Origin of the sequence: Priestia abyssalis, assembly GCF_002019595.1 — a bacterium.
In the GTDB taxonomy this organism is placed as follows: Bacteria; Bacillota; Bacilli; order Bacillales; family Bacillaceae_H; genus Bacillus_BA; species Bacillus_BA abyssalis.
The window spans coordinates 887484-910184 of record NZ_KV917369.1 but is presented as its reverse complement, the minus strand read 5'-3'; the positions used below and the strand labels follow the sequence as shown (position 1 = coordinate 910184).

Annotated in this window: 20 protein-coding genes and 1 riboswitch; of the genes, 6 read left to right on the top strand and 14 right to left on the bottom strand. The window is 40.9% G+C overall.

The window, feature by feature from the left end; all coding sequences use genetic code 11:
• Positions 1 to 10 precede the first annotated feature (10 nt).
• The 6 genes from BK575_RS04265 to BK575_RS04240 form a co-directional block, all read right to left on the bottom strand.
• Complete coding sequence (locus BK575_RS04265; RefSeq protein WP_078409048.1) at positions 11 to 787, bottom strand: enoyl-CoA hydratase-related protein; 777 nt, start codon at positions 785 to 787, stop codon at positions 11 to 13.
• A gap of 168 nt (positions 788 to 955) precedes the next feature.
• Complete coding sequence (locus tag BK575_RS04260; RefSeq protein ID WP_078409047.1) at positions 956 to 2161, bottom strand: acetyl-CoA C-acyltransferase; 1206 nt, start codon at positions 2159 to 2161, stop codon at positions 956 to 958.
• A complete protein-coding gene (locus BK575_RS04255) occupies positions 2158 to 3027 on the bottom strand; it encodes a 3-hydroxyacyl-CoA dehydrogenase (protein ID WP_078409046.1) in 870 nt (289 codons plus the stop codon). Before BK575_RS04255 ends, BK575_RS04260 begins: the two co-directional genes overlap by 4 nt.
• 104 nt (positions 3028 to 3131) lie before the next feature.
• Positions 3132 to 4415: an MFS transporter gene (locus BK575_RS04250; protein WP_078409045.1), complete on the bottom strand. Its 1284-nt coding sequence runs from the start codon at positions 4413 to 4415 to the stop codon at positions 3132 to 3134.
• A 97-nt stretch (positions 4416 to 4512) separates the two neighbouring features.
• Positions 4513 to 5742: a CaiB/BaiF CoA transferase family protein gene (locus BK575_RS04245; RefSeq protein WP_078409044.1), complete on the bottom strand. Its 1230-nt coding sequence runs from the start codon at positions 5740 to 5742 to the stop codon at positions 4513 to 4515.
• A 56-nt stretch (positions 5743 to 5798) separates the two neighbouring features.
• Entirely contained in the window at positions 5799 to 7598 is a 1800-nt protein-coding gene (locus tag BK575_RS04240) for an acyl-CoA dehydrogenase family protein (protein WP_169907525.1), read from the bottom strand.
• Between the two features lie 422 nt (positions 7599 to 8020).
• Between BK575_RS04240 and BK575_RS04235 the strand changes: the two genes are divergently transcribed.
• The gene (locus tag BK575_RS04235) at positions 8021 to 8752 is read left to right on the top strand and encodes an IclR family transcriptional regulator (protein WP_235867299.1); all 732 of its coding nucleotides are present in this window, start codon (positions 8021 to 8023) and stop codon (positions 8750 to 8752) included.
• Between the two features lie 176 nt (positions 8753 to 8928).
• Here the strand turns inward: BK575_RS04235 and nikC are convergent, their stop codons facing one another.
• From nikC to nikA, 3 genes are read right to left on the bottom strand one after another with little or no spacing between them, the layout of a single operon-like run.
• Positions 8929 to 9780 carry a nickel ABC transporter permease subunit NikC gene (nikC, locus tag BK575_RS04230; RefSeq protein ID WP_407984336.1) on the bottom strand — a complete coding sequence of 284 codons (852 nt, stop codon included), beginning with the start codon at positions 9778 to 9780 and terminating at the stop codon, positions 8929 to 8931.
• A complete protein-coding gene (nikB, locus tag BK575_RS04225) occupies positions 9759 to 10700 on the bottom strand; it encodes a nickel ABC transporter permease (protein ID WP_078409040.1) in 942 nt (313 codons plus the stop codon). Before nikB ends, nikC begins: the two co-directional genes overlap by 22 nt.
• A 27-nt stretch (positions 10701 to 10727) precedes the next feature.
• Positions 10728 to 12356 (bottom strand): nickel ABC transporter substrate-binding protein, encoded by a 1629-nt coding sequence (gene nikA, locus BK575_RS04220; protein WP_078409039.1) that lies wholly within the window; start codon positions 12354 to 12356, stop codon positions 10728 to 10730.
• A gap of 151 nt (positions 12357 to 12507) precedes the next feature.
• Positions 12508 to 12694: riboswitch (cobalamin riboswitch) on the bottom strand.
• Positions 12695 to 12928: 234 nt separating this feature from the next.
• On the opposite strand from nikA, the gene BK575_RS04215 reads away from it, so the two are divergent.
• The 3 genes from BK575_RS04215 to BK575_RS28295 all read left to right on the top strand — a co-directional run bounded on the left by BK575_RS04215 (position 12929) and on the right by BK575_RS28295 (position 16599).
• Positions 12929 to 14434 (top strand): mechanosensitive ion channel, encoded by a 1506-nt coding sequence (locus tag BK575_RS04215; RefSeq protein ID WP_078409038.1) that lies wholly within the window; start codon positions 12929 to 12931, stop codon positions 14432 to 14434.
• 359 nt (positions 14435 to 14793) lie between these two features.
• Positions 14794 to 15969 (top strand): glycoside hydrolase family 18 protein, encoded by a 1176-nt coding sequence (locus BK575_RS04210; protein WP_078409037.1) that lies wholly within the window; start codon positions 14794 to 14796, stop codon positions 15967 to 15969.
• A 480-nt stretch (positions 15970 to 16449) separates the two neighbouring features.
• Positions 16450 to 16599 (top strand): hypothetical protein, encoded by a 150-nt coding sequence (locus tag BK575_RS28295; RefSeq protein ID WP_169907523.1) that lies wholly within the window; start codon positions 16450 to 16452, stop codon positions 16597 to 16599.
• Positions 16600 to 16813: 214 nt separating this feature from the next.
• Here the strand turns inward: BK575_RS28295 and BK575_RS04205 are convergent, their stop codons facing one another.
• Both BK575_RS04205 and BK575_RS04200 read right to left on the bottom strand, forming a co-directional pair.
• Positions 16814 to 17248: a hypothetical protein gene (locus BK575_RS04205; RefSeq protein WP_078409036.1), complete on the bottom strand. Its 435-nt coding sequence runs from the start codon at positions 17246 to 17248 to the stop codon at positions 16814 to 16816.
• 281 nt (positions 17249 to 17529) lie between these two features.
• Positions 17530 to 18261 carry a DUF1643 domain-containing protein gene (locus BK575_RS04200; RefSeq protein ID WP_078409035.1) on the bottom strand — a complete coding sequence of 244 codons (732 nt, stop codon included), beginning with the start codon at positions 18259 to 18261 and terminating at the stop codon, positions 17530 to 17532.
• A 312-nt stretch (positions 18262 to 18573) separates the two neighbouring features.
• On the opposite strand from BK575_RS04200, the gene trhA reads away from it, so the two are divergent.
• Complete coding sequence (gene trhA / locus BK575_RS04195; protein ID WP_078409034.1) at positions 18574 to 19212, top strand: PAQR family membrane homeostasis protein TrhA; 639 nt, start codon at positions 18574 to 18576, stop codon at positions 19210 to 19212.
• A 242-nt stretch (positions 19213 to 19454) separates the two neighbouring features.
• Entirely contained in the window at positions 19455 to 19652 is a 198-nt protein-coding gene (locus BK575_RS04190; RefSeq protein ID WP_028396679.1) for a cold-shock protein, read from the top strand.
• A 122-nt stretch (positions 19653 to 19774) separates the two neighbouring features.
• On the opposite strand, the gene BK575_RS04185 is transcribed toward BK575_RS04190, so the two are convergent.
• The 3 genes from BK575_RS04185 to blaOXA form a co-directional block, all read right to left on the bottom strand.
• Complete coding sequence (locus tag BK575_RS04185) at positions 19775 to 20695, bottom strand: DMT family transporter (protein ID WP_078409033.1); 921 nt, start codon at positions 20693 to 20695, stop codon at positions 19775 to 19777.
• 512 nt (positions 20696 to 21207) lie between these two features.
• Complete coding sequence (locus tag BK575_RS04180; protein ID WP_078409032.1) at positions 21208 to 21789, bottom strand: DUF4256 domain-containing protein; 582 nt, start codon at positions 21787 to 21789, stop codon at positions 21208 to 21210.
• Positions 21790 to 21847: 58 nt separating this feature from the next.
• Positions 21848 to 22657, bottom strand: coding sequence for a class D beta-lactamase (blaOXA, locus tag BK575_RS04175; protein WP_078409031.1), 810 nt, complete (start codon positions 22655 to 22657; stop codon positions 21848 to 21850).
• Between the last annotated feature and the right edge of the window lie 44 nt (positions 22658 to 22701).

The window sequence follows — 22701 nt, the reverse complement described above, 5'->3', positions numbered from 1 at the left end:
TAACTCTAACTTATTGACCTGTAAATTGCGGTTTTCTCCGTTCACTAAACGCATTAAGGGCTTCTAATCGGTCTTCTGTAGGAATTGTCAGCTCATATGCCTTTGCCTCAATGGCAAGCCCTGTTTGCAAATCCGTATTCATTCCCTGAGTGATGGCATATTTCGCTTGTTTTAATGCAACCGGACCATTTTTCATCATGTCTGCAGCCAATTCTTCACAGACAGCTTGCAGTTCGGTACGCGGCACCACTTTCAAAAGAATGCCTAAATCAAGTGCCTCTTCCGCTGTCAACTTTTTAGCAGTAAAAATAAGCTCTTTCGCTTTTGCTTCACCGATTAGTCTCGGCAGCCGCTGTGTACCGCCAGCGCCCGGTATGATAGCCCAACTTGTTTCCGTTAGTCCTACTGATACACCTTCGGCTGCTATGGCAAAGTCACAAGACAATAGCCATTCAAGCCCTCCACCCAATGCATAACCATTAACGGCGGCAATGGTCGGCTGGGGAAGCCCTGCAATACTGTTAAACACATCTCGAATGGCTTTGACATTTCTTCTTACTTGCGTTTCATTTAATGTCTTTCTTTCTTTCAAATCTACACCCGCGCTAAATGCTTTGTCACCTGCTCCTGTGAAAATAACCACACGGATGTCCTGGTTAGCATAAATCGCATCCACAGCTTCTTGAAGTTCAATAAGGGTCTCATAATTAAAACAATTCAATACTTCCGGACGATTCACTGTTACATAACCGATGTAATTTTCCACTCTATATATAACGTTAGACATGAACATTCTCTCCTTTTCATAGAACAATAGGCAATGTCCCATAACTTCAAAACATGTTTGATTTTATGCAAAATGGGCCATTAATCAAAATCCTTTGTATTATTGTCCATTTTGCAAGGGAGTGACCCAAAAGGGGATGTTTTTCCCTTTTAGGTCACTCCCTTATTTTTAATTCTCTGTGTTTTTTATGATTACTGATATACCCTGTCCGACACCGACACACATGGTGGCAAGTCCATACTGGACATTTCGCTTTTTCATCTCATGAAGCAGTGTTGTTAAAATACGTGCCCCGCTTGCGCCCAGCGGATGGCCGAACGCAATCGCACCACCGTTTACATTCACTTTTTCCGGGTCCAACTTTAATTGGCGGATACACTCAAGTGATTGGGAAGCGAACGCCTCGTTTAATTCGACAAGTCCAATATCGCCCACTCTCAAATTTGCTCTTTCTAATGCTTTACGGGTTGAATAAATAGGGCCAAGTCCCATAACCGCTGGCTTCAGGCCGGCAACTGCACCGATAACATATTGGGCTAGAGGTTTTAATCCGAATTCCTTCGCCTTTTCTGCACTCATTAACAGCAAGGCTGAAGCTCCGTCATTTACACCGGAAGCATTACCAGCCGTTACAGTGCCGCCTTCAAAAATGGGTTTTAGTTTTCTCAGCTTTTCAATCGTTGTATCCGGACGCGGATGTTCATCCCGCTCGACAACTACCTCATTCCCTTTTCGGTCTATAAAACGGACCGGTACCATTTCATTCGCAAAACGTTCATTTTCGAATGCTTGTTTTGCTCTTTGCTGACTTTGAAATGCAAATTGATCTTGATCTTCCCGAGACACCGAACAGCATTGAGCTACGTTTTCCGCTGTTTGCGGCATGGAATCCGCTCCATACATCTCTTCCAGCTTTTTATTCGTAAAACGCCAGCCAATCGTTGTATCCTGAAGTTCTATTGCACCTCGAGGAAAATCATTTTCTGGTTTCGCCATGACGTAAGGAGCCCTCGTCATGCTTTCCGTTCCGCCAGCAATGTAAATGTCTCCTTCGCCTGCCGTAATGGATCTGGCAGCATACATAACAGCATCAAGACCTGACCCGCATAACCGATTAATGGTTGTTCCGCCCACACTGACAGGGAGTCCGGCTAATAAGGCTGACATTCTCGCCACATTGCGATTATCTTCACCAGCCTGGTTGGCATTGCCGAAAATGACATCCTCAATTTGCTCTGGAGGCAGATTAGGGTTGCGTTCAATAAGTGCCTTAATGACAACGGCTCCCAAATCATCCGGCCGCACACTTTTTAACGCACCTTTATACCTCCCAATTGGTGTTCTTACAGCGTCTACAATCACTACTTCTCTCATTTTCCAACCAACTCTTCTTTCTGTATATAGTCATAGACACCTTTACCTGATTTGCGTCCAAGTCGTCCTGCTTTTACATACTGCTCAAGTAATGGAGCCGGGCGATATTTTTCACCCAACTTTTCATGTAAATATTTCAAATTGTTTAATCGTGCATCAAGACCGACCAAGTCTGCCATTTCAAAGGGGCCCATTGGGTAATTAAGCCCGAGTTTGATCGCTTTATCAATTTCTTCTGGTGTTCCAAGTCCTTCTTGAAGCATATAAAAAGCTTCATTACCAACTAGCGCATTGATACGGCTCGTCACGAAACCAGGAAACTCATTAATGACAACCGTTTCTTTCCCCATCTGTTCCGCCATTTTTTTGATAGCTTCCGCAGTTTCATCACTTGTTTCAAGACCTCGAATAATTTCGACAAGCGGCATTTTATGTACCGGGTTAAAAAAGTGCATGGCGATAGTCAGAGCAGGCCGTTTTGCATAGGAAGCAATTTCTGTCGGGCTCATCGTGGAGGTATTCGTTGCAAAAAGGCAATGAACTGGTGCAAATTGTTCCATCGTTTCAAACACCTGTCTTTTAATTTCGGCTTTTTCAGGAACGGCTTCGATAATGACATCAGCAGAAGATGCGGCTTTTTGCAGATCGGTTGAATAAGACAAGTTCGCTTTTGCCTTCTGCTGCTGTCCATTGGAAAGTTTCCCCCTTAAGAGAGCTTTTTCAAAAATAGTGTTCAGTTCAGCTTCAGCATTTTTAAGTGCAGCTTCATTGACATCAACCAACGTAACGGTGAAACCGCCTACCGCTCCAACATAAGCAATTCCGCGTCCCATAACGCCTGAACCTACTACAACAAGACTGTTCATCGTATTCCCTCCTATTTAAATGATTGTTCTCCCTGGAATCATAAGTTTTAGTGTACATACTATGTCTTCGTACTAATGAAGTAAAAAATTTATTATTAAAATGCTTACATAGAACGGCTTTCGAAAACGCTTTCCTTTTGTTCGATCGGAACACTTTCTTTATTTTCAAATGGGTCATACATTTTTTCCCGGATAAACAGTGCAGGAATAAGGGCTGCTAAGACATAGGCAATACCTAGAGTAGCTAAGCCGAATCCGATTGATTGGTATTCCGCAATGACACCGATCATAAATGGAGCCATCGCTGACCCGACTCTACCAACGTTATATGATCCCCCTACAGCTGTACCACGAATATGTGTGGGAAAACTCTCACTCATGTATGTGGCATTGACCGCATATGGCATACCATATAGAAAACCTAGTAAAGTAAGTAACAGAATGATGTTAGTCGGCGAATTATAAAGATAAACGATTGGTAAAAGAAGGGCAGTAGAGAAACCACCAACAATAAACATCGTTTTTCGACCGTATCGATCTGCCAGCCAACCTGTAACGATCTTGCCTAAGATTGCGGCTGTGTAGGTTCCTACAAGATACCCCGTCATCTTTTTAAAATCAAAACCTAAGTCAGCTACAATATACGTTGGCAGCCAGGTACCAACACCATAATAAGCAAATTGTAAGAAGGTCGCAGTAATGCCCCATAATATAAAAATCTTTCTTGTTTTTGAATCTTTGAAGATCGCAGTCCACTCGTTTTTCTTCTTACCCTTTTGTTGTTTTTGCGCTTGCGCTCTTTCTTGCCACCCTTGAGGTTCTGGAATCTTGTATCTGATATAAATTGCCAAAAGAACTGGCACAATAGCGATAAAGTAAAGAGGCCGCCATCCGTATTCAGGCAAGATTGCACCTGCCAATAAAGCTGCCACTAAATATCCTAATGAATATGCTGCTTGTAGTGTACCTAAGATCGTCGTTCTTTTTTTCGTAGGGACATATTCAGCCATAAGCATCGTAACGATCGTATATTCCGCCCCGATCCCAATAGCAGAAATAAAACGAATAACGATAAATTGCTCATATGTTTGGGCAAGTCCAAGTAATGCTGTACCGATAGAAAATAGAACCATCATCCAGGTTGCCATTCTTACCCGGCCAAATCGATCAGATAACCAACCACCACCGATTCCGCCGACGGCCATACCCACTAAGGACCATGTAGCAATGAGCCCTGCATCTGCCTTACCAATATTAAACTCTTCCATTAGACTAGGCATCGTTATCGAAAGCATGATTAAGTCCATGCCATCTACCACAAGACCTAAAAAGCAAGCGACGAAAACTAAAATCCAAGTCCGACCTGATCCTGATACACTTTTATCCATCAAAACACCGCCCTTTTTATACATACTTGTTAACAATTTAACTCGGTTATCAAAAACAACGTTTTTTGTAAACGCTATCTTTTTTATGTTTTAAACACTACTGGTTGATAGGAATGGATGAGGAGGAGGCTATTTTCATGTTAATAACCTTTTCCTCCATGAGCGATTCAATTTCTTGGCTATCATATCCTAACTCTAACAATACTTCTTCAGTGTGCTCCCCATGTAAAGGAGGATGCCTTTCAATTGTAACAGGTGTATCTGAAAGTTTGAGAGGTGAACCTAAAAGTTTAACCATTCCAACTTGTGGATGTTCAACTTCCTGTATCATTTGCCTTTCAAGTACTTGCTTATCTTCAAACACTCTATCTAACGTATTGATAGGACCACAAGGAATATTATTTTCCTGGAAAGCCGTAAGCCACTCATCTGCTGTTTTCGTTAACAGTGCTTCTTGTATCCGAGGAATTAATGCTTCCCTATTCATGATGCGTGCGCTGGCTGTTGCAAAACGCTCATCACGAGATAGCTCATCCACCTCTAGTAAGGAACAAAGACGCTCGAACTGTCCGTCGTTGCCTACTGCAATAATAATCTCATAATCTTTTGTGTTAAAATTCTGATAGGGAACAAGGGTCGGGTGTTGATTCCCATATCGTACAGGAAGGTTCCCTGTATTTAAAAACCCTGTCCCGATATTAAGCAATGAAGATACCATGGAATCCAAAAGGGAAATATCACAATGCTGGCCGCGCCCTGTATGATTTCTTGCCTGCAAAGCGGCTAATATGCTAATGACGGCATATAGACCTGTGTATAAGTCGGCCATAGCGATACCAGCCTTTGTAGGTTCACCATCTGGTGTACCATTCACACTCATAAACCCGCTCATCCCCTGAGCAATAAAGTCATATCCCGGCAAATGCTTGTAAGGTCCTGTATGCCCGAATCCTGTGATGGAGCAGTGAATTAATTTAGGGTTTAACGCTTTTAATTCTTCATAGCCCAGCCCTAACCGTTCCATTGTCCCTGTTTTAAAATTTTCTACTACAACATCCGCTTCCTTGAGGAGTTTTTTAATGATTTGAATTCCCTTTTCTGTCTTTAAATCCACTGTGATTGCCCGTTTATTTCGATTAACGGCCATAAAATACAAACTTATCTCCTCAACATCAGGAGGAAACCACGTCCGCGTTTCATCTACTAATTCCGGTCCTTCTACTTTAATGATATCTGCACCCAAATCTCCCAACATACTAGTACAAGTTGGACCAGCCACCACCCGACTTAAATCAAGAACTTTAATCCCGCTTAATGCTTTAGTCATGATACTCGCCTCTATTCTTTATCGTTGTCATACACCTTATGGTAGAGATTGATTGTTTAGAGTTTCACAGATTGTTGTACATGTTTTAACAAAGCTTCTACAGCCTGATCTGGAACTTGATCCCAATCCACAATAGCATCAAACCATTGCAATAACGATGGATCAGAGTAGCTAAAATCATCAAAACCATTCGTAAGCAAATGACGATGTATATACTGCAAAGTCATATATAATTTACGGTAGTTTCCTTGTTCTGTAATTTGCACAGAAGCTTCATCTAGTAAAAGACTTGCTGCAAAGACATGATACATACGGTTCATTAATTGTTTAGCAGGCAATTCCCTCTCCGGCTCATTCAAATTCATTATTCTTTTCGCTTGCAATTCAATTTTATTGGTAACTTGCAGAAGGACCTTCCCAGTCTGCTGCGCCAAACAATCAGAGATGCTATCTATGGAATTGTAAATGGTGTTAAAAAAGATCTCCCCTGCTTGATCTTTCACTAACGCTCTTACTACGTCTAAGGCCACCATATTTGTCGTTCCTTCCCAAATAGAACCTACATAAGAATCACGCACAAGTTTCGGTTCAACCCAATCCTCGATATATCCGTTTCCTCCTCTTGCTTCCATCCCCTCAGAGGTAGAATTTCTAGCTCGTTTACAAATGTATCCTTTTAACAATGGCGTTAAAATTCGTAATAGCTTTTCATCGGCTTTGCTGCCTTGATCGGCTTTATCATAAACAGAAGCCGTGAAGAATGTCATAGCCGCAGCTGCTTCGGAATCTAGTAATAATTCAAAAAGTGTTTCTTTCATAAGCGGCTTTTCGGCTATAGAGCTGCCAAATGCTACTCGGCCCCGAGCTGAAACGAGCGCTTCCAAAAAGCTTCTTCGCATCATGGCAGTAGAACGTACGGCGTTCGATAATCGAGAGGAATTTACCATCGACATCATTTGCTTAAAACCATTTGTAATATCCCCCACAACATAAGCGACCGCTCCTTCAAACGCTACTTCACCCGAAGCCATGTCGCGTGTTCCAAACTTATCTTTTATACGATTGATTCTGAACTTATTTAGAGATCCATCCGGTAATTTTCTCGGCATTAAAAACATTCCAAGACCTTTCGTGCCCTCAGGAGCACCTTCAGGACGAGCCAAAACTAGCGCAAGGTCTGCTGATACATTGGAACAGAACCATTTATCGCCCCAAAGCTCCCACTGATCGCCAACTTTCTTTGCCGTTACCGTGTTAGCGCCAACATCAGACCCACCTTGCTTTTCAGTCATAAATTGGGCACACGTCCATAATTCATTCATATCTGTACTCGTCATATGAGGTAAATAGGTTTGCTGCATTTCTTGGTCAGCAAACTTCCTTAAAACACGCGCAGCAGAATCTGTCATACTCATCGGGCAAGCTAGACCAAACTCGGATTGTACAAACAAATACCAAAATGCGTACTTTAGTACGTGTGGAAGTTTCGTCGAAAACCCTAGTACTGGTTTATGTGACATAGCAACGAGAGCAAATTTGCTATATCCTAAATATTCCATTTCCTTGTAAGCTGGGTGGTAGTCAACTTTGTTTACACGCTCCCCCTTCCCATTGAAAGCAATTAACTCGGGAGTATGCTTATCCGCAGTACGAGATAACTCATCTAAACGTGTTCCGGCTATTTCACCTAATTCTGTTAAGTAAGATAGGGCGCGATCATAATCTTCTTTAGAAAGATAACGTTTTAGAGTAAAAGGTAGATTGAGATCTTCCTTAAAAAAATTCAAACCTTTTGTATCTGGCATTGCACCAATTTCAGCTTTTATAGAATTAGATATTAATAGTTCTGTACTCATAAAATTCCCTCCTAATAAGTGTTTCATGTTAATGATTAACCATGTACTATGCTGCGATATGCTTGCTTTTACTTTTTCTACCTGTTTACCGAACGAGGTTCTTCATAAAATAATCAGTTTTCAAATCACTAATTCACTTCCTTTCGACGATTTCCTTGTTATTAATTCATATTATAGGAATCCGAATTCCTATAATATGAATTTAAAGGTAGTTTTCTGAAAAGTCAATCACTTTTTCGCTCAAAAAATTGGCTTTTGCTTCTTTGAAACTGATACATTTTTGTAAATATGAAAAAGGCATGGCCGTTCTTTGGTCATATCGAATTTTCTAAATCGATCTATATAGTTGGCTCATTATCTGGGTATGATATAATATTTTTAATAATTAATTTGGAATGGAATTTAATCGGAGGATTTTATTTATGAGCTCAAAAATTTCATCTACGGTGCAGCGTGCAATCAAAATTATCAATTATTTAAATGAAGCACGCGGTCCACAAGGAATAAAAGATATCAGCGAAAATCTTAATATTTCTCCTCCTATCACACATCGTCTGCTCACTACGTTGAAAATGGAAGGTATGGTATTTCAAGATATAGATTCAAAAAAATATTCACTTGGTACAGTTTTTATTGATTATGCAAATAAAGTCATTACTGATGTACCTATCATTTCTTTAATGGATCCCGAATTAATTAAGTTAAGAGATGAAACTCAGGAAACCGTAGGATTGTATATGTTAACAGGCATGATTAGAATGTGTGTGGTTGAATATGAAAGCAAGCAGGAAATAAGCAGAAGAGCAGGAGTTGGGAATAGGATTCCACTGCACCTTGGGTCAAGCGGACGGGTGATTTTGGCATTCCTTAGTGAAGATTTACAGGAACAAGTACTAAGCCTCCTTCCAGAGGGAGAAAGAAAAACACTTCGGCAAAAACTAGAAGCGATTGTCAATACCGGGTACTCAATAAATGAAGAAGAACTCACGAAGAATGTAGCTGCGTTATCAGCTCCTATCTTTGGCGCAAAAGGAAAAGTCATTGGGGCCATTTCTATTTCCGGGCCATTCTTTCGATGGAATAAAGAATCGATGGAACAACATATCCCTTTACTGTTAAACACTACTCAAATGATTTCAAAATCATTATATTAAAGCAACGCTTTGATGCAAAAATCTACAAAACTTAGACTTACTCATAAAATAGTAAAAGAGGTAACTACTCAGCATCTCTATATAAAATACAAAAAGCTTGGAGAGAAAGACATACTTTCTCTCCAAGCTTTTTGTTTTGCCGACAGATGATTCCATAACATCTTCCATTTTCCCTTCTATTCTTTTCTCGAATCGAGAGCATCCCTTAATGCCTCGCCGAACAAGTTGAAAGCGATCACGACGACTAAGATCATCATACCCGGATACAGCATCAATGAAGGGTTATTTCTAAAAAATGGCTTGCTGTCATTAATCATCATTCCCCACTCTGCCCCTGGCGGCTGTATGCCAAGACCTAAAAAGGAGAGACCAGAAACAGCTAAAATAATTCCTCCGATGTCCATGAAAGCTAATACAATAACTTGAGAGATAATGGCGGGAAAAATATGTTTAATAACAATGGCCAGCTTTGATGTCCCGCATACTTGGGCCGCTAAGATAAAGTTTTGCTTCTTTACACTAAGAACCATCCCTCGAATGACGCGAGCATAAAAAACCCATTGGACAAGCACCATCGCCAAAATTAGATTGAAAAGACCCGGACCCATGATTCCGACCAAAGCTAAGGATAGAAGAAAGCTTGGAAATGCCATGAGAATATCACACATTCTCATGAAGAGATTATCAACCTTACCGCCTCTAAAACCCGCATATATACCAAGCGGGATACTAATCATCATCGTCAGCCCCATGATAAGGAAAGCCGCACCTAACGAGGTCCTTGTCCCATAGATTAATCGAGACAGTATATCTCTCCCTAAATGATCGGTCCCCAATGGAAATTGGGAAGAAGGCCCTTGCAGTTTACGAGTGATATCAATCAGATTCGGATCATTAGGAGCGAAAAAAGGAGCAAAAAGAGCCAGTACTGTCATGAAGAAAAGAATCATACTGCTGACCATCATAAGCTTATGTGACAGCAGCTTATGTTTCACGTTTTGCAACACTATTCTCTCTCTCCTTCCCATCGTATGCGGGGATCCAGGAAAGCATAGGCAAGATCTACGAGAAGATTGCAAACTACAAAAATCACACCCATAAACAATAAACACCCCTGAATCATCGGATAATCCCTGCTTAAAATAGACGTGACAAATAAATGTCCCATGCCGGGCCAAGCAAAAACAGTTTCAACAATAACAGCTCCGCTCAGCATGTTCCCGAGGCTCATACCAAGTCCGGTCAACATCGGCAATAAAGATTTTTTTAAAACATGCCCGCCAACGATTAATCTTTCGCGCAAACCTCTCGCTCTGGCATACATGACAAACGGCTCATTTAAATTTTCCAGCATACTGGCCCGAAGCAGCCGCATATACGTACATATATAAGGAAAAGCCAATGTCAGGGAAGGTAGCACTAGATGAGCGGCGGTCCCTCTTCCCAATACGGGAAATAAGTCTAACTGTACGGAAAAAAAATAGATTAAGAGAAATCCGAACCAAAAAGCAGGCATCGAGACACCAACAAAGGCAACGATTCTGCTCAACTGGTCAACCAATTTCCCCTTATAAATAGCAGAAATCGCGCCTGCCGGCAAACTAATAACAAGAATAAGAATACATGAAGCAAATGTCAGCTGAGCTGTCGGGAAAAAATGTAACACAATCTCATCCCATACAGATTTCTTCGATACATACGACATTCCTAAATCCAATTGAATCACGTTTCCTAACCACTCTAAATACTGGACATAAAGAGGCTTGTCCAGCCCCAGCTCCACTCGAAGGGCAGCCACTGCCTCATCCGTAGGAGGAATGTGTGATGCCCTTAAGTAAGCTGTTGCCGGATCACCGGGAGTTAAGTGGATCAGGATGAAAGTAATGAAGGAAATTCCAAATAATATTGGAATTAAGCTTGTAAGACGTTTAACAATAAACCAACCCATTTAATGCTCCTTAAACATATCCCCCCTTCAATTAACATCAATTGAAGTGAAAGGCACCTCATATTCTTGAGGCAAGAAATTTACTCCGCTCAAATCTTTATGATACACTGCTGCATTGGACTGATAAGAGATTGGTAAGTAAGCAGCTTGTTCGTGCAATGTAGTTAAAATATCTTTATATAACATGTTTCTTTTTACTTCGTCTGTACTTAATAAGACTTCCTTGATTTTTCCGTCTAATTCTTTCTTTACCGGCAGCCCTAATAGAGCTTTATGATCCGGACTTCCACCTTCTGAAGCTGTCGTTATAGCAGATAAATAGGAATGTGGATCAAACGGTACACCCCAGCTTGCCGTAAATAATAAATCAAAACCGCCCTCATTCGCTGTTGTCCAAAAATTCTCTTCTTCCTTACTAATCAACTTAATATCGATCCCCAATTTTCTAAACTCACCTTGGGCATATTCGGCAATCGCCTTTTGGATGTTATCTGTGCTAATAAACATTAATTCCAGTTGTAATGTCTCCCCATCCTTCTTTCGGAATGGTTTTCCTTCTACTTGTTTCCATCCCGCTTCATCCAATAACTGTTTCGCTTTTTCAGCATCGTATTCATACGGTTTTACATCAATCTTTGTGTAAGGAATGGTAGGCGCAAACAAAGTGTCAGCCTTTTTTTCCGTCCCGTAAAAGATATGATCGATCACAGCCTGTTTATTAAAAGCATGTTGGAGAGCTAACCGTAATTTAATGTCTTTGAGCGCTTCTCTGTTCGTATTAAAAAGCATCGCCCTTGTAGCTGTAGGTTCTGATAATTTCGTTTCATATTTTCCCGATTCCTTTAGAAACTGGAATGAATCTTGGCTAATGACCCCGTTGCCAAAAATAAAATCGATTTCTTCTTTCTCAAAAGCTAAAACTCTAGACTCACCGTCAGGAATGACTTTTACAACCACCTTGTCTACTTTTGGCTTAGTCCCCCAGTACTTTTCGTTTCTTGTAAATACAGCCTCTTCATTTTTCTTATATTCGCTCAATACCCACGGACCTGTGCCAATCGGTTCTTTGAGCCCTTCAAATGTATTTTGGCTGTCTGGAAAAGCCGCTTCTCCTACAAATCTTAAAGGCCTGATGTAAGTGAGTTCTTGAAGAGTCGGGTAATACGGATTGTGCAAAGTCAGTTTAAATGTGAATTCATCCACTGCTTCTGTCACTTTGATTTGGTTTATCAATTCCATCCATTCATGCTGCGGGGCGTTAGCTAAAACAGTATCAAAGTTTTTCTTGACGATGGCTGCATTAAATGGTGAACCATCGGAAAATGTAACATCTTCCCTCAGGTGAAATACATATTCTTTCCCATCTTTCGATATATCCCAGCTCTCCGCCAGCCAAGGCTTAATTTCTCCGCCTTCACCATAGTAAACAAGAGATTCATATACCATAGCCTGCGAAAACCACTGATTAGGAAAATATGTATGTGGATTTAAGTCTCCTATATCTCCAGACCAGGAAAAAGTAACAACTTTTGCTTGATCTTTGTCTGATGCATTGTCTTGATCGTTTGCTGCGTTGCTGCAGCCAGTTACAAAGATTGCTAGAATGACTAACAGCCCAATAAAAGATCGGAATAAATTAGATTGTTTTACAAACACGTTTTCTCACCTTCAATATAGAATTTCTATTATCAAAAAAAGCCATAAAAAAAAGCATTTCCAACCAGAACAAACAGGTTAGAAATGCCTATTATTTAAGAATAAATTGGTCTCCCAGCACTCTAACACCTCCCCATCTCCCGTAGGTCTAACAGCGTTTTTAGAACGGGCAGGTTTTCTGACTCAGGTTCATCATCTCCATGCGTCTTCCCGGATATGATCCAGTGACTTTTTGCATAGGACTCCCCTTTACAGCGACGGGACCGTGCCGGATTTGCACCGGCTTCCCTTTTAAGTACTCGTTATGAAACGACTACACCAATTCCAATACCATATGAAGTTCTTCCTTAACGGAATATCCACTTTATGCCGTTCATTTAATACCGGGACAAAAAGTTTACCTAACACAAATTATATTCGTTATTTCAAATTTACGCTATATCCAATTAAGGTCTTGGCGTTTTTCCAGGGAGGGAAACATCCATTGCGGCAAGGCTGAAAAAAATTAAGGTTTAACATCTGTCTCATTTAGGGTAACAACTACCATACAACACAAACAAGGAGTGAAGCAGATGAATCAAACTTACGTGTGGACGGATTGGTCCGACTACGCCGGGATGCTCCCGGAGTTTTTATTGGCATTAGCCGTTTTGTTGATTGGCTGGATTATCGCAAAAGCGATCGGCAACGGCACGGAAAAACTATTACATAAAACGAAACTCGATAACAAATTATTTTCGGGGCTGGATAACCGAAGATATCCTCCGGAAAAAATCATCGGAAAAATCGTCTATTACTTGACTCTTGTCTTTGTATTGATCATCGTATTCAATATTTTGGAATTAAGCTTTATCGCTACACCGCTTGTCGGTATGCTTTCATCCATTACCGGAGCGATTCCGAACATTTTAAAAGCGGCTCTTCTTTTAGCGGCAGGCTGGGTGATTGCGTCCCTTCTTGCGATGCTTGTCCGCAGAGCCGGAAAATCAGCGGGTGTCGGCAGAACATTAACGAAAGTGAATGCAGCGAAAACGGAAGCAGATGCGGTAAATATCATCGATCGCGTTGCTAAGCTTGTGTTCTACTTTACTCTGTTCTTATTCTTGCCGGGTGTTCTGTCAGCCCTTGAAATTGACGGCATTGCCGGTCCTTTCGCCGGTATGATGGAAAATATACTGGCTTTCTTGCCAAAACTGCTGGCAGCTGCCCTCATTCTATTTATCGGCTGGTTTATCGCCCGCCTTGTACGCGATTTGGTGACGGGCTTCTTACAAACGATCGGGACCGAAAAATTGACGGCTAAATTCGGGTTAGGGAGATTATTTGAAGGAACGTCCCTCTCCGCTGTCATCGGTAATATCGTCTATATCCTGATTTTGATTCCGACGGTCATCGCTGCATTGGAGCGGTTAGATGTACGGGGCATTTCAGAACCAGCCATTGCAATGCTGAACGACATTTTAACAATGCTTCCAAATATCGTTACAGCCGTCGTATTAGTGTTGATCGGTTTATGGATCGGAAAATGGACGGCCCAAGTTGTAACAAACATGCTGGAACGCCTTGGTATTAACTCACTGTTGAAAAACATGGGGATCGGCAAAGGAACTCGTTCCACCCCAGTCATTACGCTATCGCAAATCATTGGGAAACTTGTTCAAATCTTAATCGTCTTCTTATTTGTCGTAGAAGCATTGCAAATTATTCACTTGGATTTCCTTGTCACACTTGGAGCCGGTGTCATTGCTTACTTGCCGCATGTGTTTGCTGCCCTTGTCATTTTAGCGGTCGGCCTGTATGTCGGCAATTTGGTGCAAAATCTTGTGGCCAACCTTGTCAGCGGACCATCTTTCCGCATGTTATCATCCGTTGCGAAGTACGCGGTAATCACTGTCTCTTTCTTTATGGCACTCGATCAGCTTGGTGTTGCCCATTCAATCGTCAATGCGGCCTTTATCTTAATCTTGGGTGGACTGGCTCTTGCCTTCGGTCTTTCCTTCGGATTAGGCGGAAAAGAATTCGCTGCGAAATACTTGCGTAAACTCGATGAAAAAATCGAACAAAACAAAAACATTTAAGTAAAGCATGAGCGACATGATTTAACGTAAAAATTTCTGCATTGTTGCATGCGCAAGCTTACATCCACCACTCTTTGCGGCTTCGCCATTGGCAGGGCCGCTTCTTTCGTTTCTTTATAAAAAGACTCTTTCTTATTTTATGGATTATTTTTATTTCCGGTATTTCCTCCTTAATAAATGGCTTTCCAGGCATCTTGAATCCACTCCGCTTAGGTCTAGAAAGTTGGACATGACCGTTCTTTGGTCATGTCCAACTTTCTAAATCGATCTATACTAATGGGTTTATGTACCATCAATCCCCACCTCCCTTTTTTGCTACAATGTTACAAGATTAAATGTTTAAGAGAGGAAGACGAATCGTGACAAAACGCAAAATGCTTCTTATGTTCGTGATCATGATGACGTTTGCCGGCGGATTTACGGCAGGAGTGCTCTTTTCGAACAATCAGGAAGACCAAAAGGCGTTAGAAGCGCCCACATCCAAAAAAGCGTTACAGGCTCCAGTATCCCAAAAAGAGCTTAAAGCGAAAACACCTCCGAAGCCCGCACAGCCAAAAGTGCTGATGGGCTACGTGCAGGAGTATCGCAACCCAAACTCGGTTGATTACTCAAAGTTAACCCATGTCATTTTCTCCTTCGCTCACCCTACGAAAGATGGGCATATATTATTGAACGGAGACACGGCTTTAAATAATTTGAAGACAATGGTCAAGCTGGCACATGAGCATGACACAAAAGCGATACTTGCTGTAGGCGGCTGGTTCCATATGAACGGCGGAGAAACTTACGGCTATTTCAAAGAGGCCATCGCCAATCCGGCTTCCCGCACGACATTAGTGAATGAACTTTCAGCCATAGCCGAGCGAGAAAATCTGGACGGGATCGACATCGATTTTGAACACCCTCGTTCCAATAAGGATGCCCTGTTATTGAGCGCTTTTACGAAAGAGTTGAGCCAAAAGCTCCATGCTCACAATAAAGAGCTGTCCATCGCGGTCTATGCTAAAATCCACAGTGTGACCGGAACGGAAGTGAATGCGGTTGTGTTTGAGCCGTCCATGTTCAACTATACGGACCATGTAAACATCATGGCCTATGACGGACAATGGGACGGCGGATATGACGCTTCGAACTTATCCCCTTATCCATTCGCGGAAAACATCGTTCATTACTGGAAAGAACTATTCGAGAAACAAGGTCTTTCGAAAGAAAAACTCGTGCTGGGTGTTCCGGTTTACGCACAGCCCGAAAACGAGTCCGCCAAACAACTTTCATATGCTGCCATCGTTGACAGCAACCCGGACAATGCCTGGCGTGATGTCGCTGTCGTGAACGGGATGACATATCATTATAACGGTCGAAGTACGATGCAGCAAAAAACAAAACTCGCACTCGATAACGGATTCGGTGGAATGATGCTGTGGGAAGCAGGTCATGACGCTCCCGGCGGCGCTAGCTTAACCGCTGCCATATCCGAAGCGATACAGCAAAAGCAAGATTTGAATAAAAATACGGCAAAAAGTAAAAAGCAGTAAGAAATAATAGAAGACGATGATTCAAAAGGTGCAAAAAACATCTTTTGAGTCATCCTCCGAAAGGCCCCGTCATGAATTCTGCGACGGGGCTTTTCAGTAAAAAATTAGTTTGGCGACCTGTTTCATGAATTATGGGACAGCCACTTCTTTTATTTTTCTTTCTAGATTTTTATATGAATTTGTCATTCTCTAGCGTTATCTGTCATAACTATTACTATTGAGCTCAATCATGTTGGATGTATCCCCATAAATTTGTCTAAAGAAAGTAGGTTCGCTAAACGATTTATTAATAATTTGTAAAATTAATTCATTTACCCTTGAAGAAATTTGTCGAAAGGTATAGGATGGAATAAAAGTTAGAATTTTCACAAAATAAATCTTTTCATTTCACTAATCATCCATTTCCTTTGCCTTATTCAAGGATAAATCCTTATTTATACTTGACTTTTATTGCATAAACATAAAAAAAGGAGGATTTTCATGAGCATTGGTTCGAAGGTTCTTTATGATGGAAAAGAGTATGTTATTATTCATATATATCACAGCGGGTATTGTGAAATCCGCGATATCAACCAAAAATTTACGATCAAACTGGTTAAACAATATGAATTAAAGCCTTGTTCTCTTTAAATATGAAAAGCCCGGACTCTATGTTCCGGACTTTTTCGTGCCGCTGTAAAATAGGGTGTAGGACAATCACAACGACTTTTTCGTATTTTACGGCATTCCCGTTTGAATACCCGTTCTTAGTATACTCACCCTTTATTACAGTTTAACGGATAAATTGTAAAAGTATTTTTACAATTTATCCGACCATTTGACTATCTTAGGTGAAAAGGCCTTTTTAATGAATGGGATACTTTGCATACAACAAAGCTCGAAGCTGCCTTTCCAGTTGTTTTAAATGATTGCAGGATTTCTGCAGCAGATGACGACGCTGATCATAATACACTTTTGCCAGCGTTTCTTCCACGATTTGCTTTTCTTCTGCAAGAACATCCATTTTGTCTTCCAGTCCTTCAAGTGTCAACATTTTACACGTGGCCAGTTGATAAATGGGATTTCCATAATCGAGCAGCTTGATCATTTCCCAGAGCAAATGCTGATCATATAAATCGGTACTGTTCAAAAAGCCCAACAGTTCTGCCAGTTCATCTAATAAACGTTGATCTACATCCGCTTCTTCTTGGAGAATCGTCCCCACATACGTAAAGCATTCCTCATTCAATTGATGATAAATTTGTTCAATGCGCTGCAGCGCTTGCCCGATTCTCACCATCCAGGTTCCCCCTTTATATTGCTCTTTTCCTTTTATATGTACAGAAACCTGGATTTATGTGTCCTCCTTTTTGAACACACACTAAAAGCGGTTGTTCAAAAAGTCCGGGAAAAATGACTGTCGAATTTCTGCGTCAGCTTGCTTTTCCGTTACTCACGTATTATCACCATACGCTCCGTTACTCAAAGCTGCGCTTCCTTGAACTTCTCGGTCCTTTTTGTCCTCCTTTTTGAACACATATTTAAAGGACAGCGACAGGGAGAAATTCCCGCCGCCGCTTGCTAGATCATATAATCATATAGATTTTCTCTGTTTTCATGGCAGCTGTGGCAAACCGATTCGCCATGCATTGGATAGTCATCGTAACACATTGTACAAAACAGCCAGGAATCTTCCTCCGCTTCCTGCTGCGGAAGTGAACGAATTTCCCGGATTTGTGGAGTCGGCTCCATCGTGTTGTATGGATCAAATGTGTTAATTTCGATCATATCTGTTACGTCAACATCATCATAATCGATAAGTGTAACCGGCTGTATATAGAAACGCTCCAGCATGACATTATATGGTACAAAAAGCGGATGGCGCGGATGGTACTGGTGAGCCGTTCCGAGACAGAATAGTCCTCTTCCTTCAAACAACGAAGGCAAGTCGTTATTCCGGCCGTGAATAGAGGAATGTTCTCCCCATGCTGCTACAATCAAATCTGCATCAGCAATTGCATATTGAATATAGCGATCATTATCATAGCCGACTGCCTCTTCTTTCGTTAATTCATCTAATATATTGTAGCGATTGGTCTGATAGGCAAACAGCGTCACAATTTCGAGCGACCCGAACCCCCATCGTCTGGCAAGTAATATGCATTTATTAGCCGTTGCATCTTCTTTATATTCATCAGCCGTTCCCGGATGAAGCAACACAAATGTCACTTTTCTGTCATTGTTCTCGTCCCACACTCTCGAAAGCGAGTAGCGGTATGTTCCCGTTTCGTCAAAAATGGCTTCTCTTTTCATGGAAATGCTCCCCCTTTATTTGCAAGCTGCATTCTCCATATATTTATTTACTAAACCTTAACTCATGACAATTTTCAGGCGCCCGTAAAGCAATTTCTCCGGCGGCTGCCGATAAGTGAAAATGACATATATCAAGGCTTTGCCGATAAATCATCATGGAAATGTTGAAAAAGGACATGGTTAAGATGTGACCCCTTTTTATGATGTGTGCTATAATTTGAAAATGAGAAATGCTTTTATTTTGTAGGAGCTGACAACGTTTTGCTTTTAAGCGAATGGCGGATTCAGTTTTTTGAAAGGAAATGATAAACGATGGCCAATACCCATACGTTCTCTAAAGGAGAAGAGATCGCCAATTCCATTACACATGGCATTGGAGCGCTCTTAAGTATTGCTGCTTTAGTATTATTGATTGTTTTTTCATCTCTTTACGGCAATGCATGGCATGTTGTGAGCTTCACGCTCTTTGGGGTCACAATGGTTGTTCTATATACTTCGTCGACTTTAGTTCATAGTTTTCCTGCGGGTAAAGCAAAAGACGTATTTGAAGTGATGGATCATTCATCCATTTACTTTTTCATTGCCGGTACGTATACCCCGTTCTTATTCATTGCCGTCAAAGGCTGGCTCGGGTGGACATTGTTCGGAATTGTTTGGGGCCTTGCCATCAGCGGAACAGTGTTTAAAGCCTTTTTTGTGAAGAAATTTCTCTTCGCCTCTACCATTTTGTATGTGGTAATGGGCTGGTTAATTGTTTTTGCCTGGAACCCGCTCGTCGAGAACGTTCCATCAAAAGGCGTCATACTACTGGTCATTGGCGGAGTGCTGTACACGGTTGGCGCTGTTTTTTACGTATGGAGAGGCTTCAAATTCCATCATGCCATCTGGCACTTGTTCGTTCTTGGCGGAACCGTCACTCACTTTTTTGCCGTACTGCTTTACTTGCTTTAAACTGTAAGAAAAGAGACTTCAAAACTAGGGAGCGAATGTTTTTTATCCGCTCCCTCATTTTTATTTGGAGGAACATTTGCTTATTTTGAATTTAGATGCTATAATTAAGTAGTTATTTTTGTTCGGTATATGACTGAAAGAAAAACTATCTTCAAAAAGTGGTTTTCGTCTTGAAAGAATATGTTTGAGCAAGGATACTATAATACAATTGTGGAAACATCCACGCAGGAGGTACATTTATTATGGTACAAGGTAAAGTAAAATGGTTTAACTCAGAAAAAGGTTTTGGCTTCATCGAAGTTGAAGGTCAAGACGATGTATTCGTACACTTCTCAGCTATTCAAGGCGACGGCTTCAAAACTTTAGAAGAAGGCCAAACTGTTTCTTTTGAAATCGAGCAAGGCGCTCGTGGACCACAAGCTGCTAACGTTCAAAAGTAATAGCTTTTGGAAAAAGACTCCCCTCACAGGGAGTCTTTTTTGATATTTTCGTTTTTGCATACTGTTCAATAACAGATTAAGAGACAAAAAAAACTGCCAGCGCACAGGCTGGCAATCTTTGCTTACATCGATATATTCACCGTTTTTTTTCTTGCCCTGATGATTTTCTCCACGACCCCGCTCCCGCAAAGAACACCTAAAATAATAAAAATAAAGCCGAGAAGCTGCTGAAGGCGAATTGCCTCCCCTAAAAATAAACTGGATCCCACTAAAGCAAAAAATGGGCTTAAGTTGACAAAAATAGCCGATTCGGCTGCACCTATATGCTGAACCGCCTGATTATACACCATGTGACCAACAGCCGTAGCCAATATGGCTGAGGCTAAAAAGATAGCCCATAAACCGATATCGCCCGTCATCATGGTGGGGAGCCCTTTCGGTTCCATTAAAAGACTGATGATCAATAAATAACCGCCCCCTGTGACAAGCATCCAGCCCGTCATCACGCGTCCGTCAATCGTGGCAGAGGCTTTTCTAATAAACACATAGCTGATCGCTTGCACGAACAGAGATATAAAGATGAATAAATCCCCAAACGATCCTGATGATAACGCGCCTCCTCCATTCAATACGACAAATCCTACACCAATCAGTCCGAGCAGAATTCCGATAAAGCGAATCCCGGTCAAACGCGTTCCTAAAAATAAAATAGCCAGCACCGTCGTCATCAACGGAGCCAATCCCATAATGAGCCCGGCGTTTGTCGCCGTCGTTTTTTGCAAACCCAGCGATAAAAAGAAATGATGGGCCACTACATTAAACAAACCAACGAACATAATGAAGCCCAGCTCTTTTAATTGGAGCTTCTTAGAGACCTTCATCGCTTTCAATATAAGCAATACCGTTATCCCAGCCGTCAAAATCCGAAACGCTGTCATCGTTAACGGAGCAAAATGAGTCACCAATACTTTCGTGGCCGAAACGTTGAATCCCCAAAACAACATGACCATCATCAATATTACATACACTCTATATTTTTTCATCGTGTCTCTCCACTCTGTTGAATTTAACCAGCACTCTCATTTTACTATACTTTTTGTATTGAAATCTAGAATTACATTTTCCGAAATATTTACATTCTCATGGGAAAAAGCCAAAGCTGCCTGAGCTCAATTATTTCCCCGAAAATTGTCGTAAGCACTTTAGCATTAAACAAAAAAAGCCCTGGATTGATTGAACATCAGTCCAGGGTAAGATGAAGACTCCTCAGAAGGAGGGCAACTTCCTCATCTTCTAAATGATTCGAAATCGCAGGAGAATCATGTGATCTAATATCATCATATGACACCTCCCCTTCCCATTCCACTTTCATGTCAGTTTTTCTAACAAAGTTTTCTAATTAGATGAAAAAATTTAAGTTGTTCTACAATCTAACCTAAACATAAAAAGTGCACAATTCTTGTTACGGAATTGCGCCCGATAGTTGAAGAATGAAATGAAAACTTTTCACTAGGTGATCTGTTATCAAATTCAAATTTAGCTGTCTGTGCAAAATTTAGACCATTAGCGAGCCACGAAAACCTCTGGCAGCATAGTAGGATTCTGCTCCATTATGATACACGAAGACGTGACCGTAGCGACAATCGCAAAAAAGTGCACCGCCAAGTTCTCTAATATCAGTGGGTGTTTGCACCCAACTCGACGTTTTCATATCAAAATTTTCAAGTTTCTGCAACGCTCGATATTGTTCTTCCGTCAAAAGTTCTATACCCATAGAAGTTGCCATATCAATAGCGTTATTTTCAGGTTTATGTTTTTTTCTTGACTCTAGTGCTTCACGGTCGTAACAAACACTTCTGCGGCCTTTAGGACTTTCCGCTGAACAATCACAAAAAATGTATTCGTCCTTCTTTTTATCATAACCAACAACATCCGGTTCACCGCCAGTTCTTTCCATTTCATTGAGTGACCACAGTTTTTCAGTATTTGCATCCAGCTTTGCTTGAACTTTAGCCCATTCAAGACCTTTATGGCGGTTCATGTTTTTCTCAAAACGGGCTTTCAATACTCTGAGTAATTCTTCACTTTGTTCTTGTGACAACTCCTTTTTATCGCTGATTGTATTTCCCTTTGTCATGTTAGTTCCCCCTTATTGTTTTTACTCATAATGGTTTAAGTATAACTATCTATTTGTTTTATAATAAATGGTACTTCTTTAAGATATCCAATGTGATGTTTTTAGCTTTTGTACCCGTACTATCAATGTTTGTTACAAAAACATAAGAACGGTTGTCCACTTTTATAAATCCAACAAACCATCCTAAACCTAAATCAGACAATCTTGTTCCCGTTTTCCCGTAAAGTGTGTAGTGATCCCCTTCCACCTGGATCATCATTCGTTTTACAGTTTTCATTACAGGTCTATCAAATGGAAGCTCTTCTTTATACAATTTCTCCATAAAATCAACTTGTTCAAGCGGACTGATTTTCAAAGAGCTGCTTAACCAGAAACGATCGATTCCTCCACTAATATCCGCGTTTCCATACGAAATTTTTTGTACCCAATCATTCATGCGCTGCTCTCCAATATCTTTAGCCATTTCCTGATAATACCAAATAGCTGATTCACGCATAGCCGACCCAAGAGTATGGTCACGGTTCCATGTATCAAATTCATGTTTGACGCCGTCCCATCGTTTTACATCATACTCATCTCGAACAGCTTTGACTTGTAATCCAATTAATGCATTAGGGACCTTAAATGTAGATTCCGGAGTTTGTCTAGTGTTAGCTCTTTCCTGATTGTAGATGAAGGTTTTTCCAGTTTTAACATCACGTAATATAAACGTTCCATTATGATCAGAAAAAAATTCAGCAACATCTAATTTTTTAACGTTAAGTTTTTCTTTAGAAGTAACTTCTTTACTTGGTGTTTGAGCCTGAACTGTAAAACCTATTATCCCTGTAAACAATAAAAAAATGGAAAGGTAAATCAATTTTCTCATTCCAGACACCTCTTTACATTATTTAACAGGTATATTCTATTATT

What these genes read in the sequence shown, in the direction of transcription:
- BK575_RS04260 (WP_078409047.1), bottom strand. Translation starts at nt 2,161, where the DNA reads ATGAGAGAAGTAGTGATTGTAGACGCTGTAAGAACACCAATTGGGAGG.
- BK575_RS04205 (WP_078409036.1), bottom strand. Translation starts at nt 17,248, where the DNA reads ATGGTGAGAATCGGGCAAGCGCTGCAGCGCATTGAACAAATTTATCAT.
- BK575_RS04240 (WP_169907525.1), bottom strand. Translation starts at nt 7,598, where the DNA reads ATGAGTACAGAACTATTAATATCTAATTCTATAAAAGCTGAAATTGGT.
- blaOXA (WP_078409031.1), bottom strand. Translation starts at nt 22,657, where the DNA reads ATGAGAAAATTGATTTACCTTTCCATTTTTTTATTGTTTACAGGGATA.
- BK575_RS04200 (WP_078409035.1), bottom strand. Translation starts at nt 18,261, where the DNA reads ATGAAAAGAGAAGCCATTTTTGACGAAACGGGAACATACCGCTACTCG.
- BK575_RS04190 (WP_028396679.1), top strand. Translation starts at nt 19,455, where the DNA reads ATGGTACAAGGTAAAGTAAAATGGTTTAACTCAGAAAAAGGTTTTGGC.
- nikB (WP_078409040.1), bottom strand. Translation starts at nt 10,700, where the DNA reads ATGGGTTGGTTTATTGTTAAACGTCTTACAAGCTTAATTCCAATATTA.
- trhA (WP_078409034.1), top strand. Translation starts at nt 18,574, where the DNA reads ATGGCCAATACCCATACGTTCTCTAAAGGAGAAGAGATCGCCAATTCC.
- BK575_RS04215 (WP_078409038.1), top strand. Translation starts at nt 12,929, where the DNA reads ATGAATCAAACTTACGTGTGGACGGATTGGTCCGACTACGCCGGGATG.
- BK575_RS04255 (WP_078409046.1), bottom strand. Translation starts at nt 3,027, where the DNA reads ATGAACAGTCTTGTTGTAGTAGGTTCAGGCGTTATGGGACGCGGAATT.
- nikC (WP_407984336.1), bottom strand. Translation starts at nt 9,780, where the DNA reads ATGGGAAGGAGAGAGAGAATAGTGTTGCAAAACGTGAAACATAAGCTG.
- BK575_RS04250 (WP_078409045.1), bottom strand. Translation starts at nt 4,415, where the DNA reads ATGGATAAAAGTGTATCAGGATCAGGTCGGACTTGGATTTTAGTTTTC.
- BK575_RS04245 (WP_078409044.1), bottom strand. Translation starts at nt 5,742, where the DNA reads ATGACTAAAGCATTAAGCGGGATTAAAGTTCTTGATTTAAGTCGGGTG.
- BK575_RS04185 (WP_078409033.1), bottom strand. Translation starts at nt 20,695, where the DNA reads ATGAAAAAATATAGAGTGTATGTAATATTGATGATGGTCATGTTGTTT.
- BK575_RS04235 (WP_235867299.1), top strand. Translation starts at nt 8,021, where the DNA reads ATGAGCTCAAAAATTTCATCTACGGTGCAGCGTGCAATCAAAATTATC.
- BK575_RS04180 (WP_078409032.1), bottom strand. Translation starts at nt 21,789, where the DNA reads ATGACAAAGGGAAATACAATCAGCGATAAAAAGGAGTTGTCACAAGAA.
- BK575_RS04265 (WP_078409048.1), bottom strand. Translation starts at nt 787, where the DNA reads ATGTCTAACGTTATATATAGAGTGGAAAATTACATCGGTTATGTAACA.
- BK575_RS28295 (WP_169907523.1), top strand. Translation starts at nt 16,450, where the DNA reads ATGAGCATTGGTTCGAAGGTTCTTTATGATGGAAAAGAGTATGTTATT.